Annotated in this window: 30 protein-coding genes; 11 read left to right on the top strand and 19 right to left on the bottom strand. The window is 72.1% G+C overall.

Going from position 1 to position 26,229, the window contains the following annotated elements; genetic code table 11:
• The first annotated feature begins 28 nt into the window (after positions 1-28).
• The gene (locus ABFJ78_RS28620; protein ID WP_436389678.1) at positions 29-520 is read left to right on the top strand and encodes an EXPERA domain-containing protein; all 492 of its coding nucleotides are present in this window, start codon (positions 29-31) and stop codon (positions 518-520) included.
• Between the two features lie 11 nt (positions 521-531).
• The gene (locus ABFJ78_RS28615) at positions 532-1,743 is read left to right on the top strand and encodes a threonine synthase (RefSeq protein ID WP_436389677.1); all 1,212 of its coding nucleotides are present in this window, start codon (positions 532-534) and stop codon (positions 1,741-1,743) included.
• Here ABFJ78_RS28615 and ABFJ78_RS28610 read toward each other — a convergent pair.
• The gene (locus tag ABFJ78_RS28610; RefSeq protein ID WP_436389676.1) at positions 1,740-2,093 is read right to left on the bottom strand and encodes an arsenate reductase family protein; all 354 of its coding nucleotides are present in this window, start codon (positions 2,091-2,093) and stop codon (positions 1,740-1,742) included. The genes ABFJ78_RS28615 and ABFJ78_RS28610 overlap by 4 nt on opposite strands.
• 53 nt (positions 2,094-2,146) lie before the next feature.
• On the opposite strand from ABFJ78_RS28610, the gene ABFJ78_RS28605 reads away from it, so the two are divergent.
• Both ABFJ78_RS28605 and ABFJ78_RS28600 read left to right on the top strand, forming a co-directional pair.
• The gene (locus ABFJ78_RS28605) at positions 2,147-2,740 is read left to right on the top strand and encodes a TetR/AcrR family transcriptional regulator (protein WP_436389675.1); all 594 of its coding nucleotides are present in this window, start codon (positions 2,147-2,149) and stop codon (positions 2,738-2,740) included.
• Positions 2,737-3,354: an enoyl-CoA hydratase/isomerase family protein gene (locus tag ABFJ78_RS28600; RefSeq protein ID WP_436389674.1), complete on the top strand. Its 618-nt coding sequence runs from the start codon at positions 2,737-2,739 to the stop codon at positions 3,352-3,354. Before ABFJ78_RS28605 ends, ABFJ78_RS28600 begins: the two co-directional genes overlap by 4 nt.
• A 120-nt stretch (positions 3,355-3,474) precedes the next feature.
• On the opposite strand, the gene ABFJ78_RS28595 is transcribed toward ABFJ78_RS28600, so the two are convergent.
• Both ABFJ78_RS28595 and ABFJ78_RS28590 read right to left on the bottom strand, forming a co-directional pair.
• Positions 3,475-4,698, bottom strand: a complete 1,224-nt coding sequence (locus ABFJ78_RS28595; protein ID WP_436389711.1) for an RNA polymerase sigma factor — start codon at positions 4,696-4,698, stop codon at positions 3,475-3,477.
• A gap of 86 nt (positions 4,699-4,784) precedes the next feature.
• Entirely contained in the window at positions 4,785-5,135 is a 351-nt protein-coding gene (locus tag ABFJ78_RS28590) for a YciI family protein (protein ID WP_436389673.1), read from the bottom strand.
• A 102-nt stretch (positions 5,136-5,237) separates the two neighbouring features.
• Between ABFJ78_RS28590 and ABFJ78_RS28585 the strand changes: the two genes are divergently transcribed.
• The 3 genes from ABFJ78_RS28585 to ABFJ78_RS28575 are packed head-to-tail and all read left to right on the top strand — an operon-like array spanning position 5,238 to position 6,870.
• A complete protein-coding gene (locus tag ABFJ78_RS28585; RefSeq protein ID WP_436389672.1) occupies positions 5,238-5,690 on the top strand; it encodes a hypothetical protein in 453 nt (150 codons plus the stop codon).
• Complete coding sequence (locus tag ABFJ78_RS28580) at positions 5,684-5,908, top strand: helix-turn-helix transcriptional regulator (protein WP_436389671.1); 225 nt, start codon at positions 5,684-5,686, stop codon at positions 5,906-5,908. Before ABFJ78_RS28585 ends, ABFJ78_RS28580 begins: the two co-directional genes overlap by 7 nt.
• Positions 5,905-6,870: an NAD(P)-dependent alcohol dehydrogenase gene (locus tag ABFJ78_RS28575; RefSeq protein WP_436389670.1), complete on the top strand. Its 966-nt coding sequence runs from the start codon at positions 5,905-5,907 to the stop codon at positions 6,868-6,870. Before ABFJ78_RS28580 ends, ABFJ78_RS28575 begins: the two co-directional genes overlap by 4 nt.
• Here ABFJ78_RS28575 and ABFJ78_RS28570 read toward each other — a convergent pair.
• The 3 genes from ABFJ78_RS28570 to ABFJ78_RS28560 all read right to left on the bottom strand — a co-directional run bounded on the left by ABFJ78_RS28570 (position 6,860) and on the right by ABFJ78_RS28560 (position 9,076).
• A complete protein-coding gene (locus ABFJ78_RS28570; protein WP_436389669.1) occupies positions 6,860-7,741 on the bottom strand; it encodes a M48 family metalloprotease in 882 nt (293 codons plus the stop codon). The genes ABFJ78_RS28575 and ABFJ78_RS28570 overlap by 11 nt on opposite strands.
• A gap of 85 nt (positions 7,742-7,826) precedes the next feature.
• The gene (locus tag ABFJ78_RS28565) at positions 7,827-8,651 is read right to left on the bottom strand and encodes an NAD(P)H-binding protein (protein ID WP_436389668.1); all 825 of its coding nucleotides are present in this window, start codon (positions 8,649-8,651) and stop codon (positions 7,827-7,829) included.
• A gap of 53 nt (positions 8,652-8,704) precedes the next feature.
• A complete protein-coding gene (locus tag ABFJ78_RS28560; RefSeq protein WP_436389667.1) occupies positions 8,705-9,076 on the bottom strand; it encodes a YciI family protein in 372 nt (123 codons plus the stop codon).
• A 165-nt stretch (positions 9,077-9,241) separates the two neighbouring features.
• Here ABFJ78_RS28560 and ABFJ78_RS28555 point away from each other — a divergent pair, with 165 nt between their 5' ends.
• Entirely contained in the window at positions 9,242-10,324 is a 1,083-nt protein-coding gene (locus ABFJ78_RS28555; protein ID WP_436389666.1) for a WD40/YVTN/BNR-like repeat-containing protein, read from the top strand.
• A gap of 2 nt (positions 10,325-10,326) precedes the next feature.
• Positions 10,327-10,611 (top strand): MoaD/ThiS family protein, encoded by a 285-nt coding sequence (locus ABFJ78_RS28550; protein ID WP_436389665.1) that lies wholly within the window; start codon positions 10,327-10,329, stop codon positions 10,609-10,611.
• Here the strand turns inward: ABFJ78_RS28550 and ABFJ78_RS28545 are convergent.
• Positions 10,586-11,998: an MFS transporter gene (locus ABFJ78_RS28545; protein ID WP_436389664.1), complete on the bottom strand. Its 1,413-nt coding sequence runs from the start codon at positions 11,996-11,998 to the stop codon at positions 10,586-10,588. The genes ABFJ78_RS28550 and ABFJ78_RS28545 overlap by 26 nt on opposite strands.
• A gap of 24 nt (positions 11,999-12,022) precedes the next feature.
• On the opposite strand from ABFJ78_RS28545, the gene ABFJ78_RS28540 reads away from it, so the two are divergent.
• Together ABFJ78_RS28540 and ABFJ78_RS28535 are read left to right on the top strand one after the other, a co-directional pair.
• Positions 12,023-12,469 carry a MerR family transcriptional regulator gene (locus tag ABFJ78_RS28540; RefSeq protein ID WP_436389663.1) on the top strand — a complete coding sequence of 149 codons (447 nt, stop codon included), beginning with the start codon at positions 12,023-12,025 and terminating at the stop codon, positions 12,467-12,469.
• Positions 12,470-12,527: 58 nt separating this feature from the next.
• A complete protein-coding gene (locus ABFJ78_RS28535) occupies positions 12,528-12,926 on the top strand; it encodes a hypothetical protein (RefSeq protein WP_436389662.1) in 399 nt (132 codons plus the stop codon).
• Here the strand turns inward: ABFJ78_RS28535 and ABFJ78_RS28530 are convergent, their stop codons facing one another.
• From ABFJ78_RS28530 to ABFJ78_RS28475, 12 genes are all read right to left on the bottom strand, one after another.
• Positions 12,927-13,976: a radical SAM protein gene (locus ABFJ78_RS28530; RefSeq protein WP_436389661.1), complete on the bottom strand. Its 1,050-nt coding sequence runs from the start codon at positions 13,974-13,976 to the stop codon at positions 12,927-12,929.
• Between the two features lie 58 nt (positions 13,977-14,034).
• On the bottom strand, positions 14,035-14,559 hold the full coding sequence (locus ABFJ78_RS28525; RefSeq protein WP_436389660.1) for a flavin reductase family protein: 525 nt from the start codon (positions 14,557-14,559) through the stop codon (positions 14,035-14,037).
• Positions 14,559-15,905 (bottom strand): FAD-binding oxidoreductase, encoded by a 1,347-nt coding sequence (locus ABFJ78_RS28520; protein ID WP_436389659.1) that lies wholly within the window; start codon positions 15,903-15,905, stop codon positions 14,559-14,561. The genes ABFJ78_RS28525 and ABFJ78_RS28520 overlap by 1 nt, the downstream gene beginning before the upstream one ends.
• Positions 15,902-16,243 carry a hypothetical protein gene (locus ABFJ78_RS28515; protein ID WP_372670686.1) on the bottom strand — a complete coding sequence of 114 codons (342 nt, stop codon included), beginning with the start codon at positions 16,241-16,243 and terminating at the stop codon, positions 15,902-15,904. The genes ABFJ78_RS28520 and ABFJ78_RS28515 overlap by 4 nt, the downstream gene beginning before the upstream one ends.
• Positions 16,240-17,538 carry an ATP-grasp domain-containing protein gene (locus ABFJ78_RS28510; RefSeq protein ID WP_436389658.1) on the bottom strand — a complete coding sequence of 433 codons (1,299 nt, stop codon included), beginning with the start codon at positions 17,536-17,538 and terminating at the stop codon, positions 16,240-16,242. The genes ABFJ78_RS28515 and ABFJ78_RS28510 overlap by 4 nt, the downstream gene beginning before the upstream one ends.
• The gene (locus ABFJ78_RS28505; RefSeq protein ID WP_436389657.1) at positions 17,535-19,019 is read right to left on the bottom strand and encodes an NAD(P)/FAD-dependent oxidoreductase; all 1,485 of its coding nucleotides are present in this window, start codon (positions 19,017-19,019) and stop codon (positions 17,535-17,537) included. The genes ABFJ78_RS28510 and ABFJ78_RS28505 overlap by 4 nt, the downstream gene beginning before the upstream one ends.
• Positions 19,020-19,087: 68 nt before the next feature.
• Positions 19,088-20,611: a class I tRNA ligase family protein gene (locus tag ABFJ78_RS28500; protein ID WP_436389656.1), complete on the bottom strand. Its 1,524-nt coding sequence runs from the start codon at positions 20,609-20,611 to the stop codon at positions 19,088-19,090.
• On the bottom strand, positions 20,608-20,979 hold the full coding sequence (locus ABFJ78_RS28495) for a cupin domain-containing protein (RefSeq protein ID WP_436389655.1): 372 nt from the start codon (positions 20,977-20,979) through the stop codon (positions 20,608-20,610). The genes ABFJ78_RS28500 and ABFJ78_RS28495 overlap by 4 nt, the downstream gene beginning before the upstream one ends.
• On the bottom strand, positions 20,976-22,301 hold the full coding sequence (locus ABFJ78_RS28490) for a SidA/IucD/PvdA family monooxygenase (protein ID WP_436389654.1): 1,326 nt from the start codon (positions 22,299-22,301) through the stop codon (positions 20,976-20,978). Before ABFJ78_RS28490 ends, ABFJ78_RS28495 begins: the two co-directional genes overlap by 4 nt.
• A gap of 56 nt (positions 22,302-22,357) precedes the next feature.
• A complete protein-coding gene (locus tag ABFJ78_RS28485; protein ID WP_436389653.1) occupies positions 22,358-24,022 on the bottom strand; it encodes a peptide ABC transporter substrate-binding protein in 1,665 nt (554 codons plus the stop codon).
• Positions 24,023-24,053: 31 nt separating this feature from the next.
• Positions 24,054-25,229, bottom strand: a complete 1,176-nt coding sequence (locus ABFJ78_RS28480) for an acyl-CoA dehydrogenase family protein (RefSeq protein ID WP_436389652.1) — start codon at positions 25,227-25,229, stop codon at positions 24,054-24,056.
• Positions 25,230-25,393: 164 nt separating this feature from the next.
• Positions 25,394-26,218 carry an isocitrate lyase/PEP mutase family protein gene (locus ABFJ78_RS28475; protein WP_436389651.1) on the bottom strand — a complete coding sequence of 275 codons (825 nt, stop codon included), beginning with the start codon at positions 26,216-26,218 and terminating at the stop codon, positions 25,394-25,396.
• Between the last annotated feature and the right edge of the window lie 11 nt (positions 26,219-26,229).

Raw genomic sequence — 26,229 nt, 5'->3', positions numbered from 1 at the left:
CCTCACAATAGGACCTAGGATCACCTCCATGAACCTGCCGCTGCGGGACCGGAAGATCGACGTCTTCTTCGCGGTGCTGTTCTCGGCCTTCACGGTGACGTCGCTGATCAGCGACCTGCTGCCGACCGTCGGCGTCGACTTCTCGAAGCCCTCGGACAACTTCTTCGTCAACTCGAACCACTGGTACGCCCACGACGCCGACCCGCTGTTCATGCACCCGCCGGACTGGATGCGGATCGTCACCGGGCTCTCGGCGTTCGTCTACATGCCGTTCTACGTCGTGCTCGTCTTCGCGCTGCTGACCGGCCGGAACTGGATCCAGCTGCCGTCGGTGATCTACGCGACGATGATCGTCACGCTGACCGGGATCGTCGTGTTCGGCGTCGAGTTCTTCGGCGACCCCGCCTTCCGCACCGGCAACCCGGCGAAGTTCCTCGCCTTCAACCTGCCCTACGTCCTGGTGCCGCTGCTGCTGCTCGTCCGGATGCGCAAGCCGCTGCCGTTCACCCGCCCGTTCTGACCGGAGGCGCCGTGCCGTACTCGTTCCTCAGCCACCTCGACTGCTCCCGGACGGGCGAGCGCCTCGACGCCGACGTCGTCCAGGGCCTCTCGCCGTCGGGCGCGCCGCTGTTCGCGCGGTACGACCTCGACGGCGTCCGCGAAGCCGTGACGCCGAAGGAGATCGCCGGCCGCGAGCCGACGCTGTGGCGCTACCACGAGGTGCTTCCGGTGCGCTCGCCCGAGCACGTCGTCAGCCTCGGCGAGGGCATGACGCCGATGCTGCGCCTGCCGCGGTACGGCCGTGAGCTGGGGTTGTCGCGGCTGTGGATGAAGGACGAGGGCCTGGTCCCGACCGGCACGTTCAAGGCGCGGGGTGCCGCGGTCGGCGTCTCGCGGGCGGCCGAGCTGGGCGTCGGCGGGATCGCGATGCCGACCAACGGCAACGCGGGCGCGGCGTGGGCGTTGTACGCGGCCCGCGCGGGCCTGACGAGCCTGGTCGCGATGCCCGACGACGCGCCGGCGATCACCATGCGGGAGTGCGTCGCCGCCGATGCCGAGCTGTACCGGGTGGACGGTCTCATCGGCGACGCGGGGAAGCTCGTCGCGGCGGCGGTCGGGCGGCGGCCCGGGGTGCAGGACGTCTCGACGTTGAAGGAGCCGTACCGCATCGAGGGCAAGAAGACGATGGGGTACGAGATCGCGGAGCAGTTCGGCTGGCGGCTGCCCGACGTCATCCTCTACCCCACCGGCGGCGGGGTCGGGATCATCGGGATCCACAAGGCCCTGCTGGAAATGCGGGAGCTGGGCTGGGTTTCCGGGCCGCTTCCGCGGTTGGTGGCGGTGCAGGCGACCGGGTGCGCGCCGATCGTCACGGCGTTCTCACAGGGGGCCCGCGAGAGTGAGCCGTTCCCCGACGCGCGGACTGTCGCCTTCGGCATCACCGTGCCCAAGGCGCTCGGTGATTTCCTGGTGCTCGACGCGGTTTACGCGACCGGCGGCACCGCGGTCGCCGTCACGGACGAGGAACTGCTTGCGGCGCAACGGGAACTGACCACGTTCGAAGGCACGTTCGTCTGCCCGGAAGGTGGGGCGTGCTTTGCCGCGCTCCGCCACCTTCGCGAGTCCGGCTGGCTGGGCGGTGACGAAGACGTCGTCGTGCTGAACACCGGCGCCGGGATCAAATACCCGGAGACGGTGCCGCTGGACGTCCCGCTGCTCGCGAAGGACGGCGTGATTCCTTAAAGGACCGAACGGACCGTTTCGGGGTCACGGGCGACGACCGTGGTGCCATCGTCGGCCGTGATGATCGGGCGCTGGATCAGCTTCGGGTGCGTGACCAGGGCTTCGATCCACTTCGGCCGGTCCGCGTCGGTGCGGCCCCACGACTTGAGGCCGAGCTCCTTCGCGATCGGTTCCGCGGTGCGCGTGATGTCCCACGGCTCGAGGCCGAGGCGTTCGAGCACGGCTTCGAGCTCCGCCGCGGTCGGCGGGTCCTCGAGGTAGCGGCGCACGGTGTACTGCGCGCCGGCTTCGTCCAACAGCGACACGGCGGATCGGCACTTCGAGCACGCCGGGTTGACCCAGATCTCCACGGGCGGCAGCTTACCGCCTGGTTTTGGAGCACGTGTTCTGTTACGGTCGCGGCATGCCCCGCCCCCGTGTGCACGACCTCGACGCGCTGCTCGACGTCGCCGAGCGCCTCGTCGCCTCCTCGGCGGACGTCACCGTGCGTGGTCTTGCCGCGGCGGCGGGGGTCCCGAACGGGACGATCTATCACGCGTTCGGGTCACTGAACGCCTTGCTGGCGCGGGTCTGGCTGCGCGCGGCGACCGAGTTCCTGGACTTGCAGACGTCGCTGGTGGACTCCGCTTCTTCGCCGGTGGAGGCCGTCGTCGCGGCGGCCGACACGCCCGCGGTGTTCGCCTTGCGGCGTCCCGACGGCGCGCGGATGCTGCTGAAGGTGCGCGGCGACCGGCTGTTCGGGCCCGACCTGCCCGACGAGCTGGCGGAAGCCCTGCACGCGGTGGACAAACGGCTGGTCGCGCTGCTCGTGCGGCTCGCGCGGCTGGTGTGGGACCGCGGCGACGGGCTGGCCGTCGAGGTGATCACGACGTGCGTCGTCGACCTGCCGACCGCGTTCTTCCGGCGCGACATCACCGACCCCCTGGTGCGGGAGAGGCTGGCCGCCGCGGTGCGGGCCGTGCTGACCGTGCCCCCACGAGAGAAGGACCGGCCTTGACCGTTTTGCACCTGGGTGACGACGAAAACCGCTTCTCACCGGAGTGGCTGCAGCGCGTCCATTCCACTTTGGACGAAGTGACCGACGTATTGGTGACCACCGGCGGCGGCAAGTTCTACTCGAACGGCCTCGACCTGGAATGGCTGACAGCGAACGGCGACAAGGCATCCGAGTACGTCGCGGACGTGCAGGAGCTCTTCGCGCGGGTGCTGACGCTGCCGGTCCCGACGGTGGCGGCGATCACCGGCCACGCGTTCGGCGCGGGCGCGATGCTGGCGATGGCGCACGACTTCCGCGTGATGCGCGCGGACCGCGGGTACTTCTGCTTCCCGGAGGCGGACATCAACATCCCGTTCACGCCGGGGATGGCGGCGTTGATCCAGGGAAAGCTGACGCCGGCGTCGGCGATCGCGTCGATGACGACCGGGCGGCGGTTCGGCGGTGCCGAGGCTTTGGCGGCGGGCTTGGTGGACGAGATCGCCGCCGAGGGCGAGGTCGTGAAGGTGGCTTCGTCGCGGGTCGAGGCGCTGGCGGGCAAGGACCGCGGGACGCTGGGGGCGATCAAGGCGACGATGTTCGCCCCCGCGGTGGCGGCACTGCGCGCGGCGAGCTGACAGCGGGTGGGCCTCCGGCCCCCGGTTTCCAGCTTACCGGGGGCCACCGACAGTTTCGGCTCGTCACCACGCCCGGCCCAAGTCCGTGAAGGCGCGGACCAACGTCCGTGAATGGCACATTCACGGCTTTGCGCACTCGGTGAGGCGGCGGCGCAGGTGAGCGCGCTCCGGCTCGGTCCCGGCCAGTTCCAGGGCTTCGCGATACGCCGCCGCCGCTTCGGTGTGGCGGCCCAGGCGGACCAGCAAGTCCGCTCGGGCCGCCGGGAACGGGCTGTACCCCCGCAGGCGCGGCTCCTCCGCCAGTGCGTCCAAAAGGGACAGACCCGCCGCCGGGCCGTCGCGCATCGCCACCGCCACCGCTCGGTTCAGCTCCACCACCGGTGATGGCGCCAGCCCGCGCAGCACGTCGTACAGCGCCACGATCTGGGGCCAGTCCGTGCCCGCCACGTCCGCCGGCTCGTCGTGCAGGGCCGCGATCGCCGCCTGGACTCCGTACAGCCCCGGTGGGCCGCCGGTCAAAGCGACCTCCACCAACGCCGTCCCCTCCGCGATCATCGCCCGGTCCCAGCGGGTGCGGTCCTGGTCCTCCAGCAGGACCAGGCCGCCGTCCGGACCCGTGCGCGCGTCGCGGCGGGCGTGGATCAGCAGCATCAACGCCAGCAAGCCCGCCACTTCACGCTCGTCCGGCAGCAGCCGGCGCAGGATCCGGGCCAGCCGGATCGCCTCCTCCGCCAGGTCGAGCCGCTGCAGGTCCGGACCCGAACTCGCCGCGTACCCCTCCGTGAAGATCGAATACACGACCTGGAGCACGCCCGGCAGCCGGCCCGGCAACTCGTCCGCCGACGGCACCCGGAACGGGATCCGGGCCGCGCGGATCCGGTTCTTCGCCCGCACGATCCGCTTGCCCATCGTCGCGCTGGGCACCAGGAACGCGCGCGCCACCTCGTTCGTCGTCAAGCCGGCCAGGCAGCGCAGGGTCAGCGCCGTCCGGTCCTCGGCGGGCAACGCCGGGTGGGCGCACGTGAAGAACAGCTGGAGCCGCTCGTCCGGCAACCCGCCGTCGGACGCCGGGGCGGGCGCCGCGCGGTCGGCCTCGACCTGCAGCACCGCGAGCCGGGCCGCGTAGGCCTGGTCGCGGCGCAGCCGGTCGACCGCCTTGCGCCGGGCCGTCGTCATCAGCCAGGCGCCCGGCTTCGGCGGGACACCCTCGGCCGGCCAGCGCACCAGCGCCGCCTCGATCGCCTCCGACGTCACCTCCTCGGCCAGGTCGAGGTCGCCGAACCGGCGGACGAGCGCGGCGAGCAGCAGCCCGCGCTCCTCCCGGAAAACGGCCGCCAGCGTCAGCCGGGGCTCCGCCCCGGGCCGGGGGCTCCGCCACCCGGAACCCCCGAAAGCCTCATCCGACGCCTCCGCCCGCCCCGGCACTGCCGTCAGTCCCCGTAGGTGGCGAGCGGCCGCACGACGATGTGCCCACCGTCGCGGGCGCCCGGGCAGCGTGCCGCCCAGTCGAGCGCGACGTCGAAGTCCGGCACGTCGACGACGAAGTAGCCGCCGAGCACCTCGCGGGACTCGGCGAACGGCCCGTCGGTGACGATCCGCTCCCCCTGCTCGTCGACCCGGACCGCGGCGGCCGTGGTGAAGTCGGCGAGCGAGTTGCCGCCGACGTAGACGCCGGCTTCCTTCAGGGACTTGTCGAACAGCATCCAGTCGTCCGGCGTGCTGCAGCCGGTGGGCTCGCCGTCCGCGTCGAGCGAGGCGTTGATCAGCATCAGGTACTTCACGGGATCCTCCAGTGGCTCGGTTGCCGTACGGGGGAACTACGAACGGCGGACCGTCCCTTGGACACCCTCGCCGAGAATGTTCTCATGTCAAGAAACTTTGACATGATGTCTGGTTTGTTTTACCTTGACGAAGTGACCCACGAAGAGAAGCGCGCCTGGATCCTCGGGATCGCCGCGATAGCGAGCTACGCGGTGTACCTCGTCCTGCTCCTCGGCCGGGCCGGCGGCCGCCCGCTGGCCGACGTCCCCTACGTCGCGACGCTGCTGTGGACGGTCGGCGCGTCCATCGTCGCGACGATCGTGGCGAGCATCGCCGCGGCGATCGTGTCCCAGGACGGCGGGAAGGACCAGCGCGACCGCGAGATCGGCCGGTTCGGCGAGTACGTCGGCCACTCGTTCGTCGTGATCGGCGCCGTCGCGGCGCTGCTGCTGGCGATGGCCGAGGCGCCGCACTTCTGGATCGCCAACGCCGTCTACCTGTGCTTCACGCTCTCGGCGATCCTCGGGTCGGTCGCCCGGGTCTTCGCTTACCGCCGGGGTTTCCAGCCGTGGTGAAACCGACCCGCGTCACCAACTCGCTCCGTGCCCTCCGGTTCGCGCACGGCCGGATGACCCAGGCCGACCTCGCCACCCGGATCGGCGTCACCCGCCAGACCGTCATCGCGATCGAGCAGGGCCGGTACTCGCCTTCGCTCGAGATGGCGTTCCAGATCGCGCACGTGTTCGGCGTCCCGCTCGAAGAAGTGTTCCAGTACCCGGAGGAGTCATCGTGAAAGCCATCGTCCAGGACCGGTACGGCAACCCGGAGGTCCTCGAATTCCGCGACGCGGACAGACCGTCGCCCGGTGCCGGCGAGGTCCTCGTGCGCGTGCACGCGGCCGGCGTCGACCCGGGCGTCTGGCACTTGACCACCGGGAAGCCGTATCTGCTGCGGCTGCTGGGTTTCGGGCTGCGCCGGCCGAAACAACCCGTGCGGGGCCTCGACTTCGCCGGCACCGTCGAGGAGGCCGGCGACGGCGTCACGCGGGTCCGGCCGGGCGACGAGGTGTTCGGCGTCTGCGAGGGCGCGTTCGCCGAGTACGCCGTCGCGAAGCAGGACCTCGTCGCGGCGAAACCCGCGCGGCTTTCCTTCGAGCAGGCGGCGGCCGTCCTGGTCTCCGGCGGCACCGCCCTGCAGGCACTGCGCGACACCGGGCGTGTCCAGTCCGGGCAGCGGGTCCTGGTCATCGGGGCGGCCGGTGGCATCGGCACCTTCGCCGTCCAGCTGGCCAAGGCCTTCGGCGCGGACGTCACCGGGGTATGCAGCACCGCGAAGACGGACCTGGTCCGCAGGCTCGGCGCCGACCACGTCGTCGACTACAAGCGTGAAGACTTCGCGGCCCGGCGGTACGACCTGATCGTGGACACGGCGGGCCTGCGTTCGCTGTCCACCCTGCGGCGGGCGCTGACCCCGCGCGGCACGCTCGTGATCGTCGGCGGCGAGAACGGCGGCAAGTGGCTCGGCGGCATCCAGCGGGTGTTCCGGGCGGCGCTGCTGAACCCGTTCGTGCGGCAGCGGCTGTGCGGGCTCGTCTCCCGCGTGCGCGGCGCGGACCTCGAAGACCTGCGCGACCTGATCGAGTCCGGCCGGCTCACGCCGGTGCTCGACCGGACCTGCCCCCTGGCCGACGCCGCCGGCGCGATCGGCCACGTCCACGCCGGCCGCGCGGCGGGCAAGACCGTGCTCACAGCCTGACGCCCAGGTCTTTCAGCCGCTTGACCCGGTCGATGTGGGCGGGGTGCCCGGCCATCAGCCGGGACCACAGCCGGCGCTCGTCCCCGCGGTCGCGCAGGTTCCACGCCTTGAGCAGCAGGGCCAGCTCCCGACCGTACCCCAGTCGCGCCGCCATCCGGTCGGCCCGGTACTCGCCGAGCCGCTTCGACCAGGCGAGCACCGGGCCGAGCAGCGGCGTCAGCAGCAGCCACGGGTCGAGGAACGCGAGCGCGGTGAGCACGCCCAGGCCGAGCAGCACGGTGACGAGTACCTCGACCGGCCGGCCGAAGGAGCGGAACGCCCGGCCGACGTGCGGCACGACCCAGGCGATCAGCCGGACCAGGCGGGACAGCACCCGGGCCGGCAGCTCGAGCCAGTGCACCAGCAGGGTGGCCCGCGTGTGCCCGGAAAGGTGGTGGCCCAGCTCGTGGGCGAGGATCGCCTCCAGACCCGGGCGAGGCAGGTCGAGAGCGGCATGGGTCACCGCGACGGTCCGGCCCCCGGCGGCGAAGGCGTTCAGCTCGCGTGACGGCTCCACCCACAAGCGGTACCGGCCGCCGTCCACGCCGGCCGCGTCGCACACGGCCGCCCAGCACGGCGTGAGCCAGGTCAGCTCGCCTTGGCTGGGCTCGCGCATCTTGAGCAGCACGGACAGCACAAGGTGCTCGTAGAGGGGGACGAACGTGATCGCGCCGGCCAGCGCCCACCCGGCCGGGAACACCCAGAAGTACGGCGGCCAGACGAGCTTCCCGAGCAGGCCCAGCACCAGCAGGCTGCTGGCGACCACCGGGACGGCGAGCACCACCCCCAGGACCGCGGAAAGGTCGGCCCGCGCCCGTTTCCCGTCGCTCACGCTTCCCCTCCCGGCCGGCGCCGGGTCCACCTTGGCGTGACCGCCCGGTGGAGCACAACGGCCTGCCGCAACTGTCCGGGACCTGTCAGGAAAACGCGTCCGCGTGCGCCTCGGCCCAGTCGGTGAACGTGCGGGCGGGCCGGCCCGTCACCTCGGCCACCGTCGGGTGCACCGTCGCCTCGTCGAGCGTCCCGCCGACGTAGAAGTCCCAGAACGCTTCGACGTACTCGCGCGGCATGCTCGCTTCCAGTTCGGCGCGCGTCTCCTCGTTCGACAGCCCCACGAACTCGAGGTCCCGGCCGAGCACCTCGGCCAGCACCGCGACCTGGTCGGCGGGGCGCAGCGCCACCGGCCCGGTCAGCTCGTGGATCCGCCCTTCGTGGCCGCCCGCGAGCGCGAGCGCCGCCACCGCGGCGATGTCCGCCGGGTCGACGCACGCGGCCGCCACGTGCGGGAACTGCGCGCGGACGGTGTCGCCCGCGCGCAGCTGCGGCAGCCAGCGCAGCGCGTTCGCCATGAACGCGCGCGGCCGCAGGAACGTCCAGTCCAGGCCCGAGTCCCGCACCGCGCGTTCGGCCAGCGTCATGTACGCCGACACGGCGTTGTCGAGGTTTTCGAGCGCGGCCGAGCCGCCGGACAGCAGCACGATCCGGCGGACGCCCGCGTCGCGCGCCCGCGCCAGCATGCCGGGCATGTCGTGGTAGCCGGGCAGCAGGAAGATCCCGTCGACGCCCTTCAGCGCGTCCTCGAAACTCGCCGGATCGTTGAGATCGCCGATGACGGCTTCGGCGCCGTCCGGCAGCACTGCGTCCGGCCGGCGCACCAGTGCCCGGACCGGCTCGCCGGCTTTCGCCAGTGCCGCGACCACTTCCGCGCCGACGTTGCCGGTGGCGCCGGTGACCAGGAACATCTTTGCCAACCCCCAGAGTCGGTTCCCGGCCAGCCTAGCGCCACCGGCGGCCGTCAGTCCTGCGCCGGGAGGTCGTCGAACTCGACGACCTGGCGGATCTCCACCTCGATCTCGAGGTCGAACAGGTCCACGTACCGCTTGGCGAACTCGACCGCCTCCGCGCGGTCGGCGGCGTTGATCAGCGCGAACCCGCCGATGACCTCCTTGGCCTCGGCGAAGGGCCCGTCGGTGACGCGGATCGCCGCGCCGCGCGGCTTGCGGACCAGCGCGCCCTTGTCGGTCTGGTGCACGCCCTCGGCGGTGATCAGGACGCCCTTCTCGGCCGCCTCCTGGATGAACCCGCCCATCTTCTGCATGAACTCCGGCGTCGGGTTCCACGCCGCCGGGTCGTTCTCGTCGATCCGGTGCATCATGAGGAAACGCATGGCCTTGCTCCCTGGTTCTCGTCGGCCGGGGCCCGGGTCGTCCCGGACGCGCTGTCCGGCCTTCACCCCCGCGTCGATCGGCCGCGCGCGGCGCTCGACATTTTTCCCCGGAGATTTTTCCGGCAGAGTACTGTGACAGCGGTCACGCTGAGGGGAAGGTGCCGGATGCCTGTCGTGCTCGCGATCGGGACACGCAAGGGATTGTGGCTGGCGACCAGCACGGACGGCCGGGCGGACTGGGAGGTGACCGGGCCGCACCACCCGATGACCGAGGTGTACGCGGTCGGCATCGACACGCGCCGGTCCACGCCGCGGCTGCTCGCCGGGGTCACCAGCGAGCACTTCGGGCCGAGCGTCGCCACGAGCGACGACCTGGGCGCGACCTGGGACGAACCCGACCACGCGCCGATCGCGTTCCCGCCCGACACCGCCGAATCGCTGGTCCGGGCCTGGCAGCTGGTGCCCGGGCCGCCGAGCGAGCCGGACGTCGTCTACGCCGGCACCGAGCCGTCCGCGCTGTTCCGCTCGGACGACGGCGGCCGCACGTACGAGCTCGTCCGCGGGCTGTGGGACCACCCGCACCGCGAGCACTGGACGCCCGGCGGTGGCGGCAAGGCCATCCACACGGTGCTCCCGGACCCGGTCGAGCCCGGCCGCGTCACCGTGGCGATGTCGACCGGCGGCGTCTACCGCACCGAGGACGGCGGCGCGACCTGGCGGGCGAGCAACACCGGGATCAAGGCGGTGCACGTGCCCGACCCGTACCCCGAGTACGGCCACTGCGTGCACAAGGTCGCGATGCACCCGAGCGCGCCGGAGCGGCTCTTCGCGCAGGTGCACCACGGCGTCTACCGCAGCGACGACGGCGGGGCGAGCTGGCAGTCCATCGCCGACGGCCTGCCCAGCGACTTCGGCTTCCCGATGGTCGTCCACCCGCACCGGCCCGAGGTGATCTACACGTTCCCGCTGACCGCCGACGTCATGCGGTTCCCGCCGGAAGGCCGGTGCCGGGTGTACCGCAGCGAAGACGCCGGGAAGTCGTGGGAGGCCGTGGGTTCCGGCCTGCCGGACGGGTACTGGGCCGGGGTGATGCGCGACGCGATGTGCGCCGACGACGCCGACCCGGCCGGGATCTACTTCGGGTCCCGGACCGGCGACGTCTACGCCAGCCGGGACGACGGCGACAGCTGGCAGCTGGTCGTCTCGCACCTGCCGGACGTGCTGAGCGTCCGCGCCGCGACGGTGTGACCGTGCGGATCACGGTGCTGGTGCCCGGTCCGCTGCGGGCGAAGACGGGCGGCGAGTCCCGGCTGGAGGTCGAGCTCGACGGCGCGGCCACGCTCGGGGCGCTGCTCGACGAGCTCGCGCGGCGGTACCCGGCGCTGGAACGGCGGTTGCGCGACGAGCAGGCGGGGCTGCGCCGGTACGTCAACTTCTACGTCGACGGCGAGGAGTGCCGCCGGCTCGACGGCCCGTCGACGGCGTTGCGCGACCGCGGCGAGGTGCAGATCATCCCGTCGGTCGCGGGAGGTTGACCGGGCCGCCTTCCACCTCGGCGAACAGGTCTGCCGCCCGGCGGCCGGTGGCGGCCGCCCGCTCGCCCGTGCTGACGAGCGCGAGGGCGAGGACACCGGCGCCGAGGGCGGCGACCAGCCACCACCCGCCGGGGCCCGCGCCGACCGTCCCGGCGAGCGCGACGCCGAGGGTCGTGCCGGTCTGGCGGCCGGCCGAGGCCAGCGACCCGGCCACCCCGGCCATCGAGCCCGGCATCCCGGAGATGGCGGTGTTGGTGATCGGCGGGTTGACCGTGCCGAGGAAGACGCCGAACAGCAGGTAGACCGTCAGGACGAGGGGCAGCGGCGTGGCCGGGCCGAGCCACGCCGACGTCACGCCGCCGAGGGCGAGCGCGATCCCGGCGACGACCAGCGGCAGCCGCGGGCCGCGGGTGCCGACCAGCCGTCCGGTCCGCGGGGACAGGACCAGGACGAGCACGCCGACCGGGAGCAGGCAGAGCCCGGCCGTCAGCGCTGTCAGGCCGCGGACGTCCTGCAGGTACTGCGTGGTGACGAAGAGGAAGACGCCGAACCCGCAGAGCGCGAACAGCGCCGTGACGATCGCGCCGCTGAACGCCACGCTGCGGAAGAGGCGCAGTTCGAGCAGCGGGTCGGCGCGGCGCGGCTCGTGGCGCAGGAGCGCGGCCACGGCGAGCGCGGCGACGGCCAGCAGGCCGAGGATCACCGGCGACGTCCAGCCCAGCGCGCGGGCCTCGATGATGGCGGCCACGACGCAGCCGAGCACGAGGACCACGAGCACCTGGCCAAGCGGGTCGAACCGGCGCGCGCGGGCCGCACGGGACTCGGGGACCCACTTGAGAGTGGCCGCGATGGCGACGACGACGATCGGAACGTTCACCCAGAAGACGGCCCGCCAGCCGAGCCCGTCGACGAGGGCGCCGCCGAGGATCGGGCCGAGCGCCAGTGCCAGCCCGGACATCGACCCGAACACGCCGATCGCGCGGGCGCGTTCGGCCGGCGCGGGGTAGACCGTGGTGACGATGGCGAGCGCGACCGGGTTGAGCATGGTGCCGCCGACGGCCTGGAGCGCGCGGGCGGCGACGAGCCAGCCGATGCCGGGGGCGACGCTGCAGAGCAGGGAGCCGAGGCCGAAGACGGTGAGCCCGGTGAGGAAGACGCGTTTGCGCCCGAACCGGTCGGCGGTCGACCCGGCGAGCACGAGGAACCCGGCGAGCACGAGCGTGTAGGCGTCGACCGTCCACTGCAGACCGGAGACGGACGCGCCGAGGTCCCGCCGGATCGACGGCAGGGCGACGGTGACGATGGAGATGTCCATCACCGCGACGACGATGCTGGCGCAGCAGATGGCCAGCACGAGCGCGGGATGGCGCGAGGTCGGAACGTTCATGGGATCGACGCTAGGATTTAGAGCGTGCTCGAAGTCAAATCGATCCCCGAGGCTGGGCTGACGATCGCGGAGGCGGCCCGCCGCACCGGCGTCAGCGCGCACACGCTGCGGTATTACGAACGAGCGGGCCTGGTGGTCACGCGGGTGGACCGCACGTCGGGCGGCCGTCGCCGGTACCGGAAGCTGGATCTGGACTGGATCAAGATCTGCACCAAGCTCCGGGCGACGGGCATGCCGATCAAGCTGATCCGGCGGTACGCGGAGCTGGTTTCCGCTGGTCGGGGGAATGAGCAGGAGCGGCTGGCGTTGCTGGAAGCGCACCGGGCGGACGTGCTGGACCGGTTGGCGGAGCTGCAGGAGAACTTGAAGCTGATCGACCGGAAGATCGGCGTGTACCGGGGGCGTTTGGAGGCCGGGGACGCCGACGGCCTCTGGGCGCCGGGCTCTTCCGGCAGCGGCATGACGCGGTAACAGCACTCCCGCGCGAAACGACTAGGTGCCGAACGGTTGCCTCGTGGCGGGAGAGCGGATGAGCACGAGTACCTGGGCCGAGCTTTCGGTCCTGACCAAGGTCGAAGAAGTACTTCGGCAAGTGCCGACCGGCAACCACCACTTCGGACGACCGTGGGTGACCGCCTACCAGCTGGCCATCATGCTGGACCACCGATATTCCGACGTTCGTGCCGCGCTGAAGACAGGCCTCGGCGGGGCCGGGACGGGAAGCCACACCAGCTTGGCGCAGTACGTCGCGCGTCAGCTTTCCGGCCGGATCAAGAGCGAAGGCGACACGTTCCCCATCGAGGGGGCTTTCCTGTCGAACGACCATGTCGCATCGCTGAACTTCGTGGGCCCCCGCGGGGAGGCTGTGACCAGCAGCCTCACCGATAGCGGCTACAACCTCTCGATGTTCCGCGTCCGAGCGGATTGATCAGAACAGCGTCGCCTGGGTGGGTTCCGGCGCCGGAGGCCGGCCGCGCCGGCCGTTCAACGCGAACTTGTCCTCGATCTCCCTACTCGGCTCCGGAAACCCGTACTTCGCGATCAACGGCCGGATCCGCGCCCCGATCTCGTGCCGGTACCCCGTCTCCGATCCCGACGAATACAGCCTCACGTACGAGTCCACCAACGACGGGTGCGCCTGCCGCAGCCACGCGAAGAACACGTCCTTGACCCCCGAAGACAAGAACAACGGGTGGTACAGCACATCCGTCGCCCCCGCCGAAGCCACGGCCGACACCAAAGACTCCAGCTGCGAAACGGAATCCGACAAGTGCGGCAGGATCGGCGACAGGAACACCGTGCACTCCAACCCGGCGTCCCGGATCGCGCGCACCGTCGCCAGCCGGGCCGAGGTCGTCGCCGTGCCGAACTCCACCGACTGCTGGAGCTCCTCGTCCAGCATCGACAGCGACACACCCAAATGCACCGTCGTCGCCTGGGACGCGCGCACCAGCAGCGGCAGGTCCCGGCGGATCAACGGCCCCTTCGTCAAGATCGAGAACGGCACCCGGTGCCCGGACAGCGCGCTGATGATGCCCGGCATCAGCTCGTATCGGCCCTCCGCGCGCTGGTACACGTCCGTGTTCGTGCCGAACGCCACCCGCGGCGGCAGCTTTCGCTTGCGCGCCAGCTCGCCCCGCAGCACCTCCACGATGTTCGTCTTGACGATCACCTCGTTGTCGAAGTCACCGGCGACGTTCAGCCCCAGACGCGTGTGCGTCGGCCTCGCGAAGCAGTACTGACAAGCGTGCGTACAACCCCGGTACGGGTTGATCGTGTACTCGTCCGGCAGCATCCGCGCGTCCGCCGGGACGTGGTTCAACGCGCTCTTCGCCAGCACCTCGTGGAACGTCACGCCGCGGAACTCCGGCGTCCGGACGCTGCGCACGAACCCCGTCAGGCGGGCCAGGCCCGGCAGCGTCCCCTCGTCGACCCGGTCCGTGCGCTGGCCGCTCCAGCGCAGCACGTCTTCGTTCACCCGGCCGAGCATGCCCGAGCCGCCGGAGCCCGGGCTAGCCAGATTCGGACATGACCCGTCAGAGCGCTTCGCCCCACTGTCCCGGCCCCGAAACGTGCCGCGGGTCGGTGACCGAGTGGTAGCCGCCGTGCACGAACACCAGCGCCGGCGCGTGCCGGTCGTGGCCCGTCGCCAGCACCTCGCCGACCACCAGCGTGTGGTCGCCCAGGTCGAACTTCTCGGCCAGCGCGCATTCCAGCCAGCTCGCGCCGTCGAGCACGAGCGCGCCCGTCCGCTCCCCCGGTTTCGCCGCCAAACCGGCAACAACCCGAGTAGCGCGCGGGCCGGCGAACCGGCGGGCGACGTCGCGCGCGTCCGCCGGCAGGATCGACACCACCCAGCGGCCGGTCGCCAGGAGGTCCCCGAGGAACGCGGATTCGCGCCGGAACGCCAGCGAAACCAGGGGCGGGTCCAGGGAAATCGACCCGAGGGAGTTGACGGTGACGGCGTCGTGCCGCCGGCCGCCGGGGGTGTCGCGGTACGTCGTGGCGACGCACACGCCGGTCGCGAAGGCGCGCATCGCGCCGCGGAGATCGGGAGCCATCACAACTCCTGCGGGGACGAGAAGAACCGGCCGGGGTCGTACCGGTGCTTGACCTCGGCGAGCCGGGCGGCGTTCGGCCCGTAGTAGGCGCCGCGCCAGTCCTCGAGGTCCGGATCGGTGAAGTTGACGTAGGAGGCGTCCGGCGCGAACTCGCCCGTCTCGGCGTGCAGCGCGTGCAGCCAGTCCAGGTTCGCCGCGACGACGCCGGGCGCGTCCCGCTCGGTCCACGACGTGTCCAGGCTCAGCAGGAACTTCGTGTCCCGGTGCGGGAACGCGGTGTCCGCGACGGGCACGCGCGAGATTTCCCCGCCCCACGCGAACAACGCGGCCCCGGCGCCGTCGGGGTTGCCGCTGCCCGGCCACTTTTCGACGGCCCGGACGAGTGCCTCCAAACCTTCGTCGGCGAGCGCGTGCGGCGTGCACCGCGTGCGGACGGCGAACGCGCCGCCTTCGCTGCTGTGGTGCAGGAACCTTGCCGCGTCCCAGAAATCGCGGTCCTCGATGGCGGCGCGATCCGGGGCCGCCACGGCGAACGCGGGAGCCAGCAGCTCACGCAGTTCCGAGGCCGGGCCGAGGTGGTGGCCGACGACGGAGACGACGCCGTCGTCGCCCGCCGAGCGCGCGATGCCGATCCGCGCCGAGAACTCCGCCGGCGCGGCCAGCATGATCTCCTGCATCGCGGCCAGGACCTCGACCGCGTGCGGCCACGCCCAAAACACCACGCACGTCGAGCCCGCCGGCGCCGGGCGCGCCTGGAACGTGAAGCTCGTGTTGACGCCGAAGTGGCCGCCCCCGCCGCCGCGGCACGCCCAGAACAGGTCCGGGTTCTCGGTGGCGGACGCCGTGACGACTTCCCCGGACGCGAGGGCGACGTCGGTCGAGACCAGCGCGTCGCACGTCAGGCCGTGCGCGCGGGAGATCGTCGTGACGCCGCCGCCGAGGGTCAGGCCGCCGATGCCGACGGTGTCGGAGTTGCCGAGCGGGAACGTGAGGTCCCACGGCCGCAACCCCGCGTACAGCGCCTTCATCGGCGTCGCGCCGCCGACGGTGACCAGCCCGGTGCCGCGGTCGACGCGGATGCCGGACAGCCGCCGCAGGTCCAGCACCAGGCCGGGGCCCGTCGAGTGGCCCGCGTAGCTGTGCCCGCCGCCGCGGACCGTGAGCGGCACCGACTCCGTCCGGGCCCACTCGATCGCCCGGGCGACGTCCTCGGCGCGGGACACGGCGAGCACCGCCGCCGGGCGGGTGGCGGCGAACCGCCGGTTCACCGGCGCCGCGGCCGCGAAGCCGGGGTCGCCGGGGAACCGGAGTTCACCCAGGCCGCGCAGCGCGTCCCAGCTGGTCATGACGCGCTCATCTCCAGCGAAACCTCTTCGAGGTAGGAGACGCCGGTGGCCGCGTGCTCGCCGTAGCGCTCCCAGACTTCGCGCAGCACGAGCGTGCCGCCGTGCCACTGCGGGGTGTTGGTGCTGTGCCCGGCGATCACCTCGCCGCCGCGCAGCACCATCGTGTAGGCCAGCCGCAGGACCCCGGCGGGGTCGCAGGTGCCGGTCACCGTGCCGCGCAGGACGTGCCCGCCCTCGAACTCGGCCCACACCAGGTCTCCCTGCTGGCGGTACTCCGCGTACGTGCCGTCGCCGCCGCCGAGGCTCTGGAACCGGCGGCCGTCGTAGGAGATGCTCATTCGTCCACGTCCAGGAGTCCGGCCGGCATCGCCAGGGTGGTGCCGGTGGGCGGGGGCTCGATCTCGACCGCGGCCACCTCGACGAGCGAGGCCGCGTGCGCCAGCCGCTGCCGGCACGTCTCGGCGTCGTTCGCCTGGCACACGACGAACGAGTGGCGCGCGATGTACCCGCCCGGTGGCAGCCGCAGCGTGGTGCCCGGCTCGACCATCGGCGACGCGGTGACCAGGCCGGGCGCGTCCCACGGCACCTCGACCGAATGCACGACGCAGTCGTGGTCCGGGTAGCCGAAGCGGATGCCCGCTACGCCGGCGCGCGTCGGGGTGACGTCCGGGCGCTGACCGGTGGCGACGTCGAACAGCACGCTGCCAGGGTCGATGCCGGCGGCCGTCTTGCCGAGGAACGGGATCAGGTCGCCGCCGAGCCGGCCGTTGACCTCGATGATCACCGGGCCGCGACCGGTCAGCCGGACCTCGGTGTGGGTGATCCCGTTCTCGATGCCGAGCACGCGGTGGGCGTCGGCCAGGACGCGCAGCAGCTCTTCGTCGTGCAGCAGCGGGTCGCCGGCGTCGACGACGTGGCCGGTCTCCTCGAAAAACGGCGGCATCCCGGTGCTCTTGCGGGCGATGAACATCGGCAGGTACTCGCCCTTGTGGACGGCGCCGTCGATGCTGATCTCCGGGCCGTCGGCGAAGCCTTCGATGATCGCGCCGCCGCGGTAGGGCTCGTCGCCGACGAGGCTGGCCTCGTGGGCGACGCGGTAGGCGGCGTCGAACTCGGCCGCGTCCCGGGCGAGGGAGACGCCCATGCTGGCGCCCAGCGCGCGCGGCTTGACGACCACCGGGAAGCCGATGCGGGCGACCGCCGCGCGGGCGTCGTCGAGGTCGACGGCGAGGTGGAAGCCGGGCTGCGGCAGACCGGCGGCGGTGAGCCGGACGCGGCAGCTGTGCTTGTCGCGGCAGCCGTGCACGCCGGGGATGCTCAAGCCCGGCACGCCGAACTCGGCGGCCAGCTCGGCCGCGGGCATGACCAGCGGCTCGTCCCAGCAGAGCACGCCGGCCACGGAGTAGTTCCCGGCCAGCCCACGGGCGGTTTCGGCGAGCAGCGCGTGGTCGAAGACGTTGACGACGGTGATGTCGTCGAAGTACTCGTGCTGCCAGGTCGGCTTGAGGTTGTTGATCAGGACGAGCCGCAGGCCGGCTTCGCGGGCCCGCTCGGCGACGGACTTGACGAGGTATTCGCGGTAGAGCTTGAGGCCGCTGCCGATGACGAGCAGCGCGCCCGGGGTCGTGGTCATCGAAGATCCCTTCGGGTCGAAGATGCGAGAGCGGCGACGACCGCGTCCGCGGCGAGCGGGGCGGTGCGGAAGCCGTCGGGGCCGCTGGCCGGCCGGGCCCACACGGCGGGACCGACGCGGACGAAACCGGTGTCGCCGCCTTCGGCGGTGGCGTAGTGGCAGTGCTTGACGCGGACGACGTCGTAACCGTCCACATCGGACACGACCCCGGCGGCGAGGACGCGCGCCGCCCAGCCCGCGTCGTCGTCGGAGCCGGCCAAGGTGGTCACCTCGCGCCGGACGGCGTCGGTGCTCACCTTGAGCAGGGTCCCCGCGACCGACGGCAGCAGCCACGCGCGGCCGTCGGCGCCGAGGCCGCCCGCGGTGGGCGTCGCCGCCCAGGCGTGGGCGAGCGCGGCGGGCGGGCGCAGGTACACCATGGTCTGGCGGTGCAGCGCGACCGGCGCGTCGACCAGGGCCCCGGTCCACGGACCGGTGGCGACGAGCACGACGTCACCGGCCACGGAGGTGCCGTCGGCCAGGTGGACTTCCGCCCGGTCCGCGTCGACGCCGACCGCTTCCCGGCCGGGCCGCAGCTCGGCGTCCGGGTGGTGGCGCAGCCAGCGCGCGGCCGCGTGCAAGACGCGGTCGGCGAGCAGCGTCCCGGCGTGCGGTTCGAACACCGCGCCGCTGCCCCGCGGGAACCCGAGGAGCGGGTAGGCGGAGGGGTGCACGATCCGGATCGGCACCCCGGCGGCGCTCGCGGTGCCGACGGCGGCGGGGACCTGCCCGGGCGGCAGCGCCTGGAGGACGCCGACGCGCCGGTAGAGGCCGGCCCCGGGCAGGTGATCGCAGAGCAGGGCGTCGAGTTCCCGCCACCGCCGGTGCAGCTCGGCGGCTTTCCGCGTGGCGACGCGGTCCCCGACGACCAGGGCCCGCAGCGCCCGGTGCTGGTCGAAGGAGGTGGCGCCGGGGTGCGGAACGGGCCCGCGTTCGAGCAGGACGACGCGGTGCCCGGCGAGGACGCCGCGGATGGCGGTGAGCAAGCCGGTGATCCCGGCCCCGACGACCACGACGCGAAGGGCGCCGCGGCGGGTGCGAGGGGGCCGGCCGGTGCGGGACGCGGTGCCCAGGCTGGGCGTGGAAGCGGCACCCAGCAGGACATCGACGCCGGGCGACGCTTGGCCGGCGTTGAGACCGGCGGTGGGCGCGGCGAGGCTCGCCCGGGCCTGGCCCAGGTCACCCCGGCCCGCGCTGGCGGCGCTCATCGCCTGGGCAGGACCGGTCATGCCCATCCGCCGCTCCTGCTGCGGCCGGGCAGCCGCCGCCTCGCCCGACCGAGCAACCTGCTCCACCCCGGCCTCGGCTTCCTCCTCCCGCGGGCTGCCCACGAGCGGCGCTTTCCCGTGAAGGCTCCGTCCCAGGTCCGCACTTTCACGTGAAAGCGCGACGCCGGCCCCGGCGTCCTCCTCCCGCGGGCTGTCCGCGAGCGGAGCCTTCACCCGAAAGCTCCGTCCCAGGTCCGCACTTTCACGTGAAAGTGCGGCATTCTCCTGCCGGGTGGCGGCGGTCATCGGCCGGCCTCCGCTTCCCGAAGCCGCGGCAGGGGCGCCGGGGTGAACGACTCCGCGTCCACCCCCGCGTCCTCCCGCAGCACCCGCTCCGCCAGATCCACCAGGATCGGTGCGGCACCGCGGACCAGCCGGTCGACCTCGAAGCAGAAGTCACCCGCGTCCGCGCCCGTCACCGGGCGGGCGGCCAACCGGGCCAGCTGCTCCGTGATCGTCTCCGCCGCGCGGTTCAGGCTGAACCCGTCCAGCTCGTACGACTCGGCGAACCGCGACGCCATCCGCGAAGCCGCCCGCCGGGACCGCGACGACACCGGCAACGGGCCGAGTCCGACCCACCGGTTCACCTTGTCCGCCACCCGGTTCCACGGCTCGACGAGCCGCGCGGAAGTCACCCGCGTCAACGCGTCCCGGCTGAAGCTCGTCCGCTGGTGCTCGGGACTCGTCGCCGCCAGGTGGAAGCGGATCAGGTCCCGCGGCACCTCGGCCGCCAGCTCGCGGCTCCACACCACGTGCCCGCGGCTGGTCGAGAACTTGCGGTGGTCCAGCTCGTAGAACTCGTTGGTCAGGTACCGCGCCGGCAGGTCGTAGCGGCCGTCCAGCGCCAGCAGCATCGCCGGCCCGGCGATCGCGAACGGGTAGATGTTGTCGAACCCGAGGAAGTACACGACCTCCGAACCCGCGCCGGCCAGCCACAGCTCGTCTTCCGACGACGAGCCCGCCGACAACGCCGTGGCGTGCATGCTCCACGCCATCGGCTCGGCGTTGGGGTTGACGCGCTGCCCGGCGACCTCCGGGAACGGCACCGCGATGCCCCACGACGTCGGGTACGTCACCGGGAAGTCCGGCAGCGGCCGCGCCAGCATCGCCGCCATCGCCTGCGCCATGTGCGGCCGCATCCCCGACGCGTGCGCCGCGAAATGCGCCCGCAGCCCGGCCCGGTACTTCTCGACCGGCAGCACGAGCACGTCGGCCTCGCGCAGCTCCACCGGATCCGCCGGGTCCAAAGTGGACCGGACGTCCAGCAGATCCCCCGCGGCCACCAGCTGACCGCAGCTTTCGCAGAGCCCCGCGCAGCAGTCGGCCAGGCACTCCGGGCAGCTGCCGGACGCGAAGCCGTCCACGAGGAACTGCCCCGACTTCGGCGAGTACGGGAACTTCATCGTGCGCAGTTCCAGCTTCCCCGCCGAGTGCAGCCGGGCGACGAAGTCGACGACCCACTTGGTGAACCGGTCGTCGTCGCCGGTGTAGCCGTCGACGGCGATGCCCATCGCCTCCAGGCTCGCGGCGATCTGCGCCGCCGACGTGGCCACCAGTTCCTCCGGGGTGACGCCCCGGCGGGAAGCGGTCGTCACCACGAAGGTCGACGTGTCCTGGAAACCGGTGCCCAGCAACACTTCCCGGCCCACGGACCGGGCGTAGCGGGTGTGGACGTCGGCGGCCAGGAACGGGCCGGCGATGTGCCCGAGGTGCAGGTCGCCGTTCGCCGTCGGGGCGGGCGAGATGACGACAGTCCGGGCGCTCATGACACGCCTGCTTCGTGGCGGGCGGTGAACTGCGCCGACATCTCGGTGTCCCACCAGACGCCGTAGTACTCGAAGTCCTGGTCGCCTTCGTTGGTGACGCAGTGCGTCGAGCCGGGCGGCAGCCGGACGATGTCGCCGGCGGAGAACGGGTGCCGCACGCCGTCGACGACCAGCGTGGCGACGCCGGACAGGGCGATGAAGATCTCGTACTCGTGGTGGGAGTGCGCGGTGGACGTGGTGTGCGGGCGCAGGACGCACCAGGCGCCTTCGAACGGCGCGTTCAGCTCCGGCCACGGCAGGAGCCGCTGGGAGTCGAGCCCGTACGCGCGTTCCAGGTTGGTGCGGTCGAGGGGGCGGACGTCGATCATACCGCCACCACCACGGACTCGCCGGAACGGCGGCGGTCCTCGCCGGGACCGGTGCCGCGCCGTTCGACGATGTCGCCGGCGATCTCGGCCGACCGCTGGGCCAGCACGCTGATCAGCGAGTCGGAGATGCCGTGCGTCGCCTCGTTGACGCCCTGCAGGTACAGCGCGCCGTGGGCGCCGGCGCCGAGGTCGGCGCGGTACTGCCGGTTGACCGAGATCCCGTCGAGGCCGATCGCGTCGGCCAGGCCGCGGACCATGGCCGGCATCCGCGGGTCGAAGCCCGTACCGAGGAACACCGCGTCGCAGCGGATCCGCTCGACGGTGTCGTGCTTGAGGTCGCGGACGTCGAGGACGAGCTCGTCGCCGTCGGCCCGGGCGCCGACGACGTCGGCGGAGCCGCGGATCGTCGAAACCGGCTTCCCGAGCATCTTCTGCTTGTAGATCATGGTGTACAGCTCTTCGAGGAACGGCGCGGCCAGGCCGCCGTAGTTGGTCAGGTGCATCTCCGCGAGCACCCGCTCCCGCGCCACGTCGGACATCGTGAAGAACTCGTCCACAAAGGACGGGAAGAACAGCTCGTTGACGAACTTGCTCGTCTGGTAGTCCTTGAGGGCGATCGCGCGCAGCAGCAGCGTCGGGGATGAGCCCGGCGCTTCCTGGTGCAGCGCCATGAACATCTCGGCCGCGCTCTGGGCACCGCCGACGACGACCGGGCGCAGCGGCTTGCCCGGACGGGCCAGTCCGACCGTCGAAGCGACGCGGCTGCTGAACTGGGTGCTGTGCACGACCCGCTCGGCCGGCAGCCCGCGGAACACCTCGGGCACGTGGGCGTCCCGGCCGCCGCCGACGACCAGGTCGCGGCAGAGGATCGTGTCGCCGTCCGACAGCGGGACGGTGAATCCGAGCACCTGACCCGATTCCGAGTGGATCGGCAGCACGCGCTCGGCGCGGGCGTTGTAGCGAACCTGTACCCGCTCCAGCGAGTCGGCGACCCACTGCAGGTAAGCCGAGATCTGCCAGCGGAACGGGTTGAAGGTGCCGAGGTTGACGAACTCGTCGAGCTCGCCGCGCTCGTGCATGAAGTTGAGGAAGGAGAAGCGGCTGCGCGGGTTGCGCAGGGTCACCAGGTCCTTCACATAGGACACCTGGCTGCGCGCCCACGGCAGCATCAGGTTCCGCTGCCACTTCACGTCTTCGTGCTGTTCGAGGATCATCGCGCCGCCGGCCACACCGGACCGGCCGCACTCCTCGAGGGCGACGGCCAGCGCGAGGTTCGCCGGGCCGGCCCCGATCATCAGGACATCCACTTCGTGGACAGTCATCTCTGTTTCCTCCGGATCGACCCGCGGCGCGCCGGGTCGCGGCGCGCCGCGGGGAGCTACTTGCTGACGGTGACGCTGAAGAGGTCGAGCTCGCGGAACTGGGTGGGCTGGACGTTGTGCAGCCGGGACGCCCAGGCGGCGGTGCCGGACTGCCACCAGATCGGGATGGTCGGCATGTCCTGCAGGACGAGCTTCTCGGCCTGCTGGTAGAGCGCCTGGCCCTGCTGCTGCGACGGCGCGGCGTCGGCCTGCTGGAGCAGGGCGTCGACCTTCGCGTTCGAGTACTGGCCGACGTTCGAGGCGGCACCGGTGCGGAACAGCGGGTTCAGGAAGTTCTCGATCGACGGGTAGTCCGCGACCCACGCCGAGCGGTAGATGCCCGTGACCGTCCGGCTGTTGAGCTGCTTGCGGAAGTCGCCGAGCGTCGTCTGCGGGGTGAACTTGCAGGGGTGGCCCAGCGACGCCTGGATCTGGCGGCAGATGACCTCCATCCACTCCTGGTTGCCGGAGTCGATGTTCGACGTCAGCTCGATGTCGCCGGTGAAGCCGGACGCGTCGAACAGCTGCTTGGCCTTCTGCGGCTGGTAGGTGCACAGCTCGCCGCACTGGTTGTCCAGGTGGCCCTGGACGTTCGGGGCGACCAGGCCGTCGGCCGGGGTGCGGCCGCCGTTGAACACCTGCTGGATCAGGGCCTTCCGGTCGATGGCCATGGAGATCGCCTGGCGGAACCGCGGGCTGTCGTAGCGCTTGTCGAACAGCGGGAACGCGATCGCCTGGTAGCCGAGGTAGGTGTAGGTCTTGCGCCGGTCGTCGGGCAGGTCCTTCTTGATCTTGCCGCCTTGGGTCGACGTCCACGGCGTGAACGACAGGAAGTCGAGCTTGTTCGCGACGACGTCGGCGTACGCCTTGTCGAGGTCGGTGTAGAAGCGGAAGTCGATGCCGCCGATGTTCGGCTTCTGCGCGCCGGCGAAGCCGTCGAACCGCTTGACGACGAGGTCCTTGCCCGGCGCGTACGACTCGAACCGGAACGGCCCGTTGCCGACGGGGTGCGCCTCGAACGCCTTGCGGTCGGCGAAGAAGCTCGCCGGCATCGGGAAGAACGCCGCGTAGCCGAGCTGGACGCCGAACTCCGAGAAGGGCGCGTCGAGGATGACGGTGAACGTCTTGTCGTCGACGACCTTCAGGCCCGACAGCTCCTTGGCGACCGGCAGCGCCGGCGGCTGCTTGCCGTCCGCGGTCGCGTTGTTGACCTGCGCGAAGCCGACGACGTGCGAGAAGTAGCTGGCGCCGGCCATCAGGTTCGGGGAATACGCGGTGTAGTTCCACGCGTCGACGAAGCTCTTGGCCGTGACCGGAGTGCCGTCGTGGAACGTCCAGCCGTCCTTGAGCTTGACCGTCCACACCTTGGAGTCGGTCGTGGTGACCGAGTCCGCGACGGCGTTGCGCGGGGCGGCCGTCTTGGCGTCGTACTCGATCAGGCCGCGGAAGAGCGTGCCCAGCACGCTGATCCCGCCGACCTCGGTCGTGTTGCCCGGCACCAGCGGGTTGGCCGGCTCGGTCTCGCTGTAGCTGATGACCGCGTCGCGGTCGATGTTCGCCGCGGCGGGCGCGGCGGCGCCGTCCGGCGACGGAGCGGCGGTGGTGCCGCCCGGGGTGCTGCACGCGCTGAGCGTCACGGCCAGCACGGCGGCCGCGCACACGGCGGCCCGGAGCTTTCGCATGGGTTGTCTTCCTTCTCTGGGTGGGGTGGGGTCAGCGCCGGCTGGAGGTGATGCCGAGGGCCAGCGGGAACGCGGGCCGGCCGCCCAGGAGGTGGGCGCCGGCGGTCTGCAGGATCCGGTCCTGCGCCACGATGTGCTGGCACATCGTGGTGGTGTCGCGCAGCCAGCGGTCCAGCGGCGAAGGCCGGTAGATCGCGGACGTCTGCACGAGGTCGTAGAGGCGCGTGACGATCGCCCTGGCGGTACGGAACGCGTGCCGCCGCGAGAGCGGGAGCGCGGCCCGCTCGCGCGGGGTCAGGTCGTCGAGGGTGCCGCCCGCGGAGAGAACTTCGTGCTGGCGCCGCAAAGCGCCGTAGACGCCCTCGCGAGCCGCGGTGAAGTCGCCTTCGCACTCGGCGATCGTGGTCTGCGTGCGGTAGTCGTCTTCGCGGCCGGCGGCGACGGCGGTGTCCGTGGCGTGGTCGAGCGCGGCGCGGGTGACGCCGAGCGCGACGCCCGGCATGTTCCGCATGTGGACTTCGGGCTGGGCCAGCGGACCCGAACCGCCGCGGACCTCGGCGAAGGTGAGCGTGTGCTCGGCGGGCACGAACACGTCGGTGATCGCGTAGTCGCAGCTGCCGCTGCCCGCCAGGCCGGTCGTGTGCCAGGTGTCGAGCACCTCGACGTCGGCCTTCGGCACCATGAGCAGGATCGAGTCGTGCTCGGGCTCGCCGTCGCGGTACAGGAACGCCCCGGAGACGACCCAGTCGGCGTGCGTGACCCCGCTGCCGAACTGCCAGCGGCCGGTCAAGCGGTAGCCGCCGGGGACGATTTCCGCGCGGCCGTTGGGGAAGAGCAGGCCCGCCGTCGCCATGTCCAGGCTGGGGAACATCTCTTCGGCGACGGCGTGGTCCAGGAAGGACGCGTAGAGACCGGTGTCCGACCCGATCATCGCGCACCACCCGGCCCCGGCGTCGCCGTAGGCCAGGGCCTCGATCACCTCGGTCTGCTCGATCGAGGTCAGCTCGGGACCGCCGTGCGCTCGACAGAACCCCATCCGGAACACCCCGGTGCCGCGCAGGAGGTCCACGACGTCCGCGGGCAGCCGGCGGGCCCGCTCGATCTCTTCGGCGCGGTCCCGCAGCACCGGGGCCAGGGCCTGCGCCCGGGCGAGGATCTCCGCGGCGGTCTCGGGCGGCCGGACGGGCAGCGGCTCGACTACGGTCATCACATCACTTCCCTCGAGGTCTTCTTCTCGGCTGTGGAAGTGATTGAAGCCAGCGGTTTAATTGATGGAAACGGTTGTCCACCAAGGAAAATCAACGGGGTGCAAAACGAAGTAGACGCCGGCCGCGACGGATTTCCGTCGCGGCCGGCGTCTCCGGGAAAGCCTCAGGCGGTCACCGCGCTGTTGACGGTCCCGAAATCCAGGCCGCCCTCCAGCGCGGTGTACGTCCCGTGCTCCAGCAGTTCGGCCGCCGCGCGCTCGGCGACGGCGTAGGCGGACTGGGCGATCGCGGTGCCGACGCTGATCCGGCGGACGCCGGCCGCTTCCAGCTCCGCGACGGTCGGGGCGCCCGGCCACACCATCACGTTCACCGGCAGCGGGCTCTCCTTGACGAGCACGGTGAGCGTCTCCAGGTCGATCAGCCCCGGCACGAACAGGCTGTCCGCACCGGCCGCCGCGTAGGCGCCCGCGCGGGTCAGGACGTCGTCCAGGCGGCCCTCGGGTTCGCCGATGCCGAAGAGGTAGACGTCGGTGCGGATGTTGATCCACAGCTCCGGCAGGCCGGCCGCGGTCGCCGCGTCGCGGGCCGCGCGGACCCGGCCGACCTGGGCGGGGACGTCGAACAGCGGGCCGCCCGGGGCGGTCGAGTCCTCCAGGTTGATCCCGACCGCGCCGGCGTCGACGATCGCGCGGACGGTCGCCGCGACGTCGTCGGCGGACGGGCCGTAGCCGCCCTCGATGTCGGCGGTCACCGGCACGTCGACGACGCGCACGATCCGCGCGACCAGCTCGGCCATCTCCTCCCGGGTGAGGCCGTGGCCGTCGGGCCGGCCCGCGGACCAGGCGACCCCGCCGCTGGTCGTGGCGATCGCCGGGGCGCCCGCCCGCGCGATGAGGGCCGCGCTGGCGGCGTCCCAGGCGTTCGGCAGCACCAGCGTGCGGTCGGTGTGCAGGGCGCGCAGCCGGTCGGCGCGCTGCTTGGCAGACATCGGTTCTCCTT

It is taken from the genome of Amycolatopsis sp. MEPSY49 (genome assembly GCF_051337345.1).
Taxonomy (GTDB): Bacteria; Actinomycetota; Actinomycetes; order Mycobacteriales; family Pseudonocardiaceae; genus Amycolatopsis.
The sequence above is the reverse complement of the archived record's forward strand: the minus strand, read 5'-3'. Positions and strand labels throughout refer to the sequence as shown.

Bases quoted from the DNA above. Each gene is read 5' to 3' on its own strand.
- ABFJ78_RS28490 (WP_436389654.1), bottom strand. From the start codon at position 22,301: ATGACTGTCCACGAAGTGGATGTCCTGATGATCGGGGCCGGCCCGGCG.
- ABFJ78_RS28520 (WP_436389659.1), bottom strand. From the start codon at position 15,905: ATGACCAGCTGGGACGCGCTGCGCGGCCTGGGTGAACTCCGGTTCCCC.
- ABFJ78_RS28565 (WP_436389668.1), bottom strand. From the start codon at position 8,651: ATGTTCCTGGTCACCGGCGCCACCGGCAACGTCGGCGCGGAAGTGGTC.
- ABFJ78_RS28560 (WP_436389667.1), bottom strand. From the start codon at position 9,076: ATGCGTTTCCTCATGATGCACCGGATCGACGAGAACGACCCGGCGGCG.
- ABFJ78_RS28480 (WP_436389652.1), bottom strand. From the start codon at position 25,229: ATGACCGTAGTCGAGCCGCTGCCCGTCCGGCCGCCCGAGACCGCCGCG.
- ABFJ78_RS28485 (WP_436389653.1), bottom strand. From the start codon at position 24,022: ATGCGAAAGCTCCGGGCCGCCGTGTGCGCGGCCGCCGTGCTGGCCGTG.
- ABFJ78_RS28535 (WP_436389662.1), top strand. From the start codon at position 12,528: ATGAGCACGAGTACCTGGGCCGAGCTTTCGGTCCTGACCAAGGTCGAA.
- ABFJ78_RS28515 (WP_372670686.1), bottom strand. From the start codon at position 16,243: ATGAGCATCTCCTACGACGGCCGCCGGTTCCAGAGCCTCGGCGGCGGC.
- ABFJ78_RS28525 (WP_436389660.1), bottom strand. From the start codon at position 14,559: ATGGCTCCCGATCTCCGCGGCGCGATGCGCGCCTTCGCGACCGGCGTG.
- ABFJ78_RS28475 (WP_436389651.1), bottom strand. From the start codon at position 26,218: ATGTCTGCCAAGCAGCGCGCCGACCGGCTGCGCGCCCTGCACACCGAC.
- ABFJ78_RS28555 (WP_436389666.1), top strand. From the start codon at position 9,242: ATGCCTGTCGTGCTCGCGATCGGGACACGCAAGGGATTGTGGCTGGCG.
- ABFJ78_RS28585 (WP_436389672.1), top strand. From the start codon at position 5,238: ATGATGTCTGGTTTGTTTTACCTTGACGAAGTGACCCACGAAGAGAAG.
- ABFJ78_RS28500 (WP_436389656.1), bottom strand. From the start codon at position 20,611: ATGAGCGCCCGGACTGTCGTCATCTCGCCCGCCCCGACGGCGAACGGC.
- ABFJ78_RS28495 (WP_436389655.1), bottom strand. From the start codon at position 20,979: ATGATCGACGTCCGCCCCCTCGACCGCACCAACCTGGAACGCGCGTAC.
- ABFJ78_RS28510 (WP_436389658.1), bottom strand. From the start codon at position 17,538: ATGACCACGACCCCGGGCGCGCTGCTCGTCATCGGCAGCGGCCTCAAG.
- ABFJ78_RS28605 (WP_436389675.1), top strand. From the start codon at position 2,147: ATGCCCCGCCCCCGTGTGCACGACCTCGACGCGCTGCTCGACGTCGCC.
- ABFJ78_RS28545 (WP_436389664.1), bottom strand. From the start codon at position 11,998: ATGAACGTTCCGACCTCGCGCCATCCCGCGCTCGTGCTGGCCATCTGC.
- ABFJ78_RS28620 (WP_436389678.1), top strand. From the start codon at position 29: ATGAACCTGCCGCTGCGGGACCGGAAGATCGACGTCTTCTTCGCGGTG.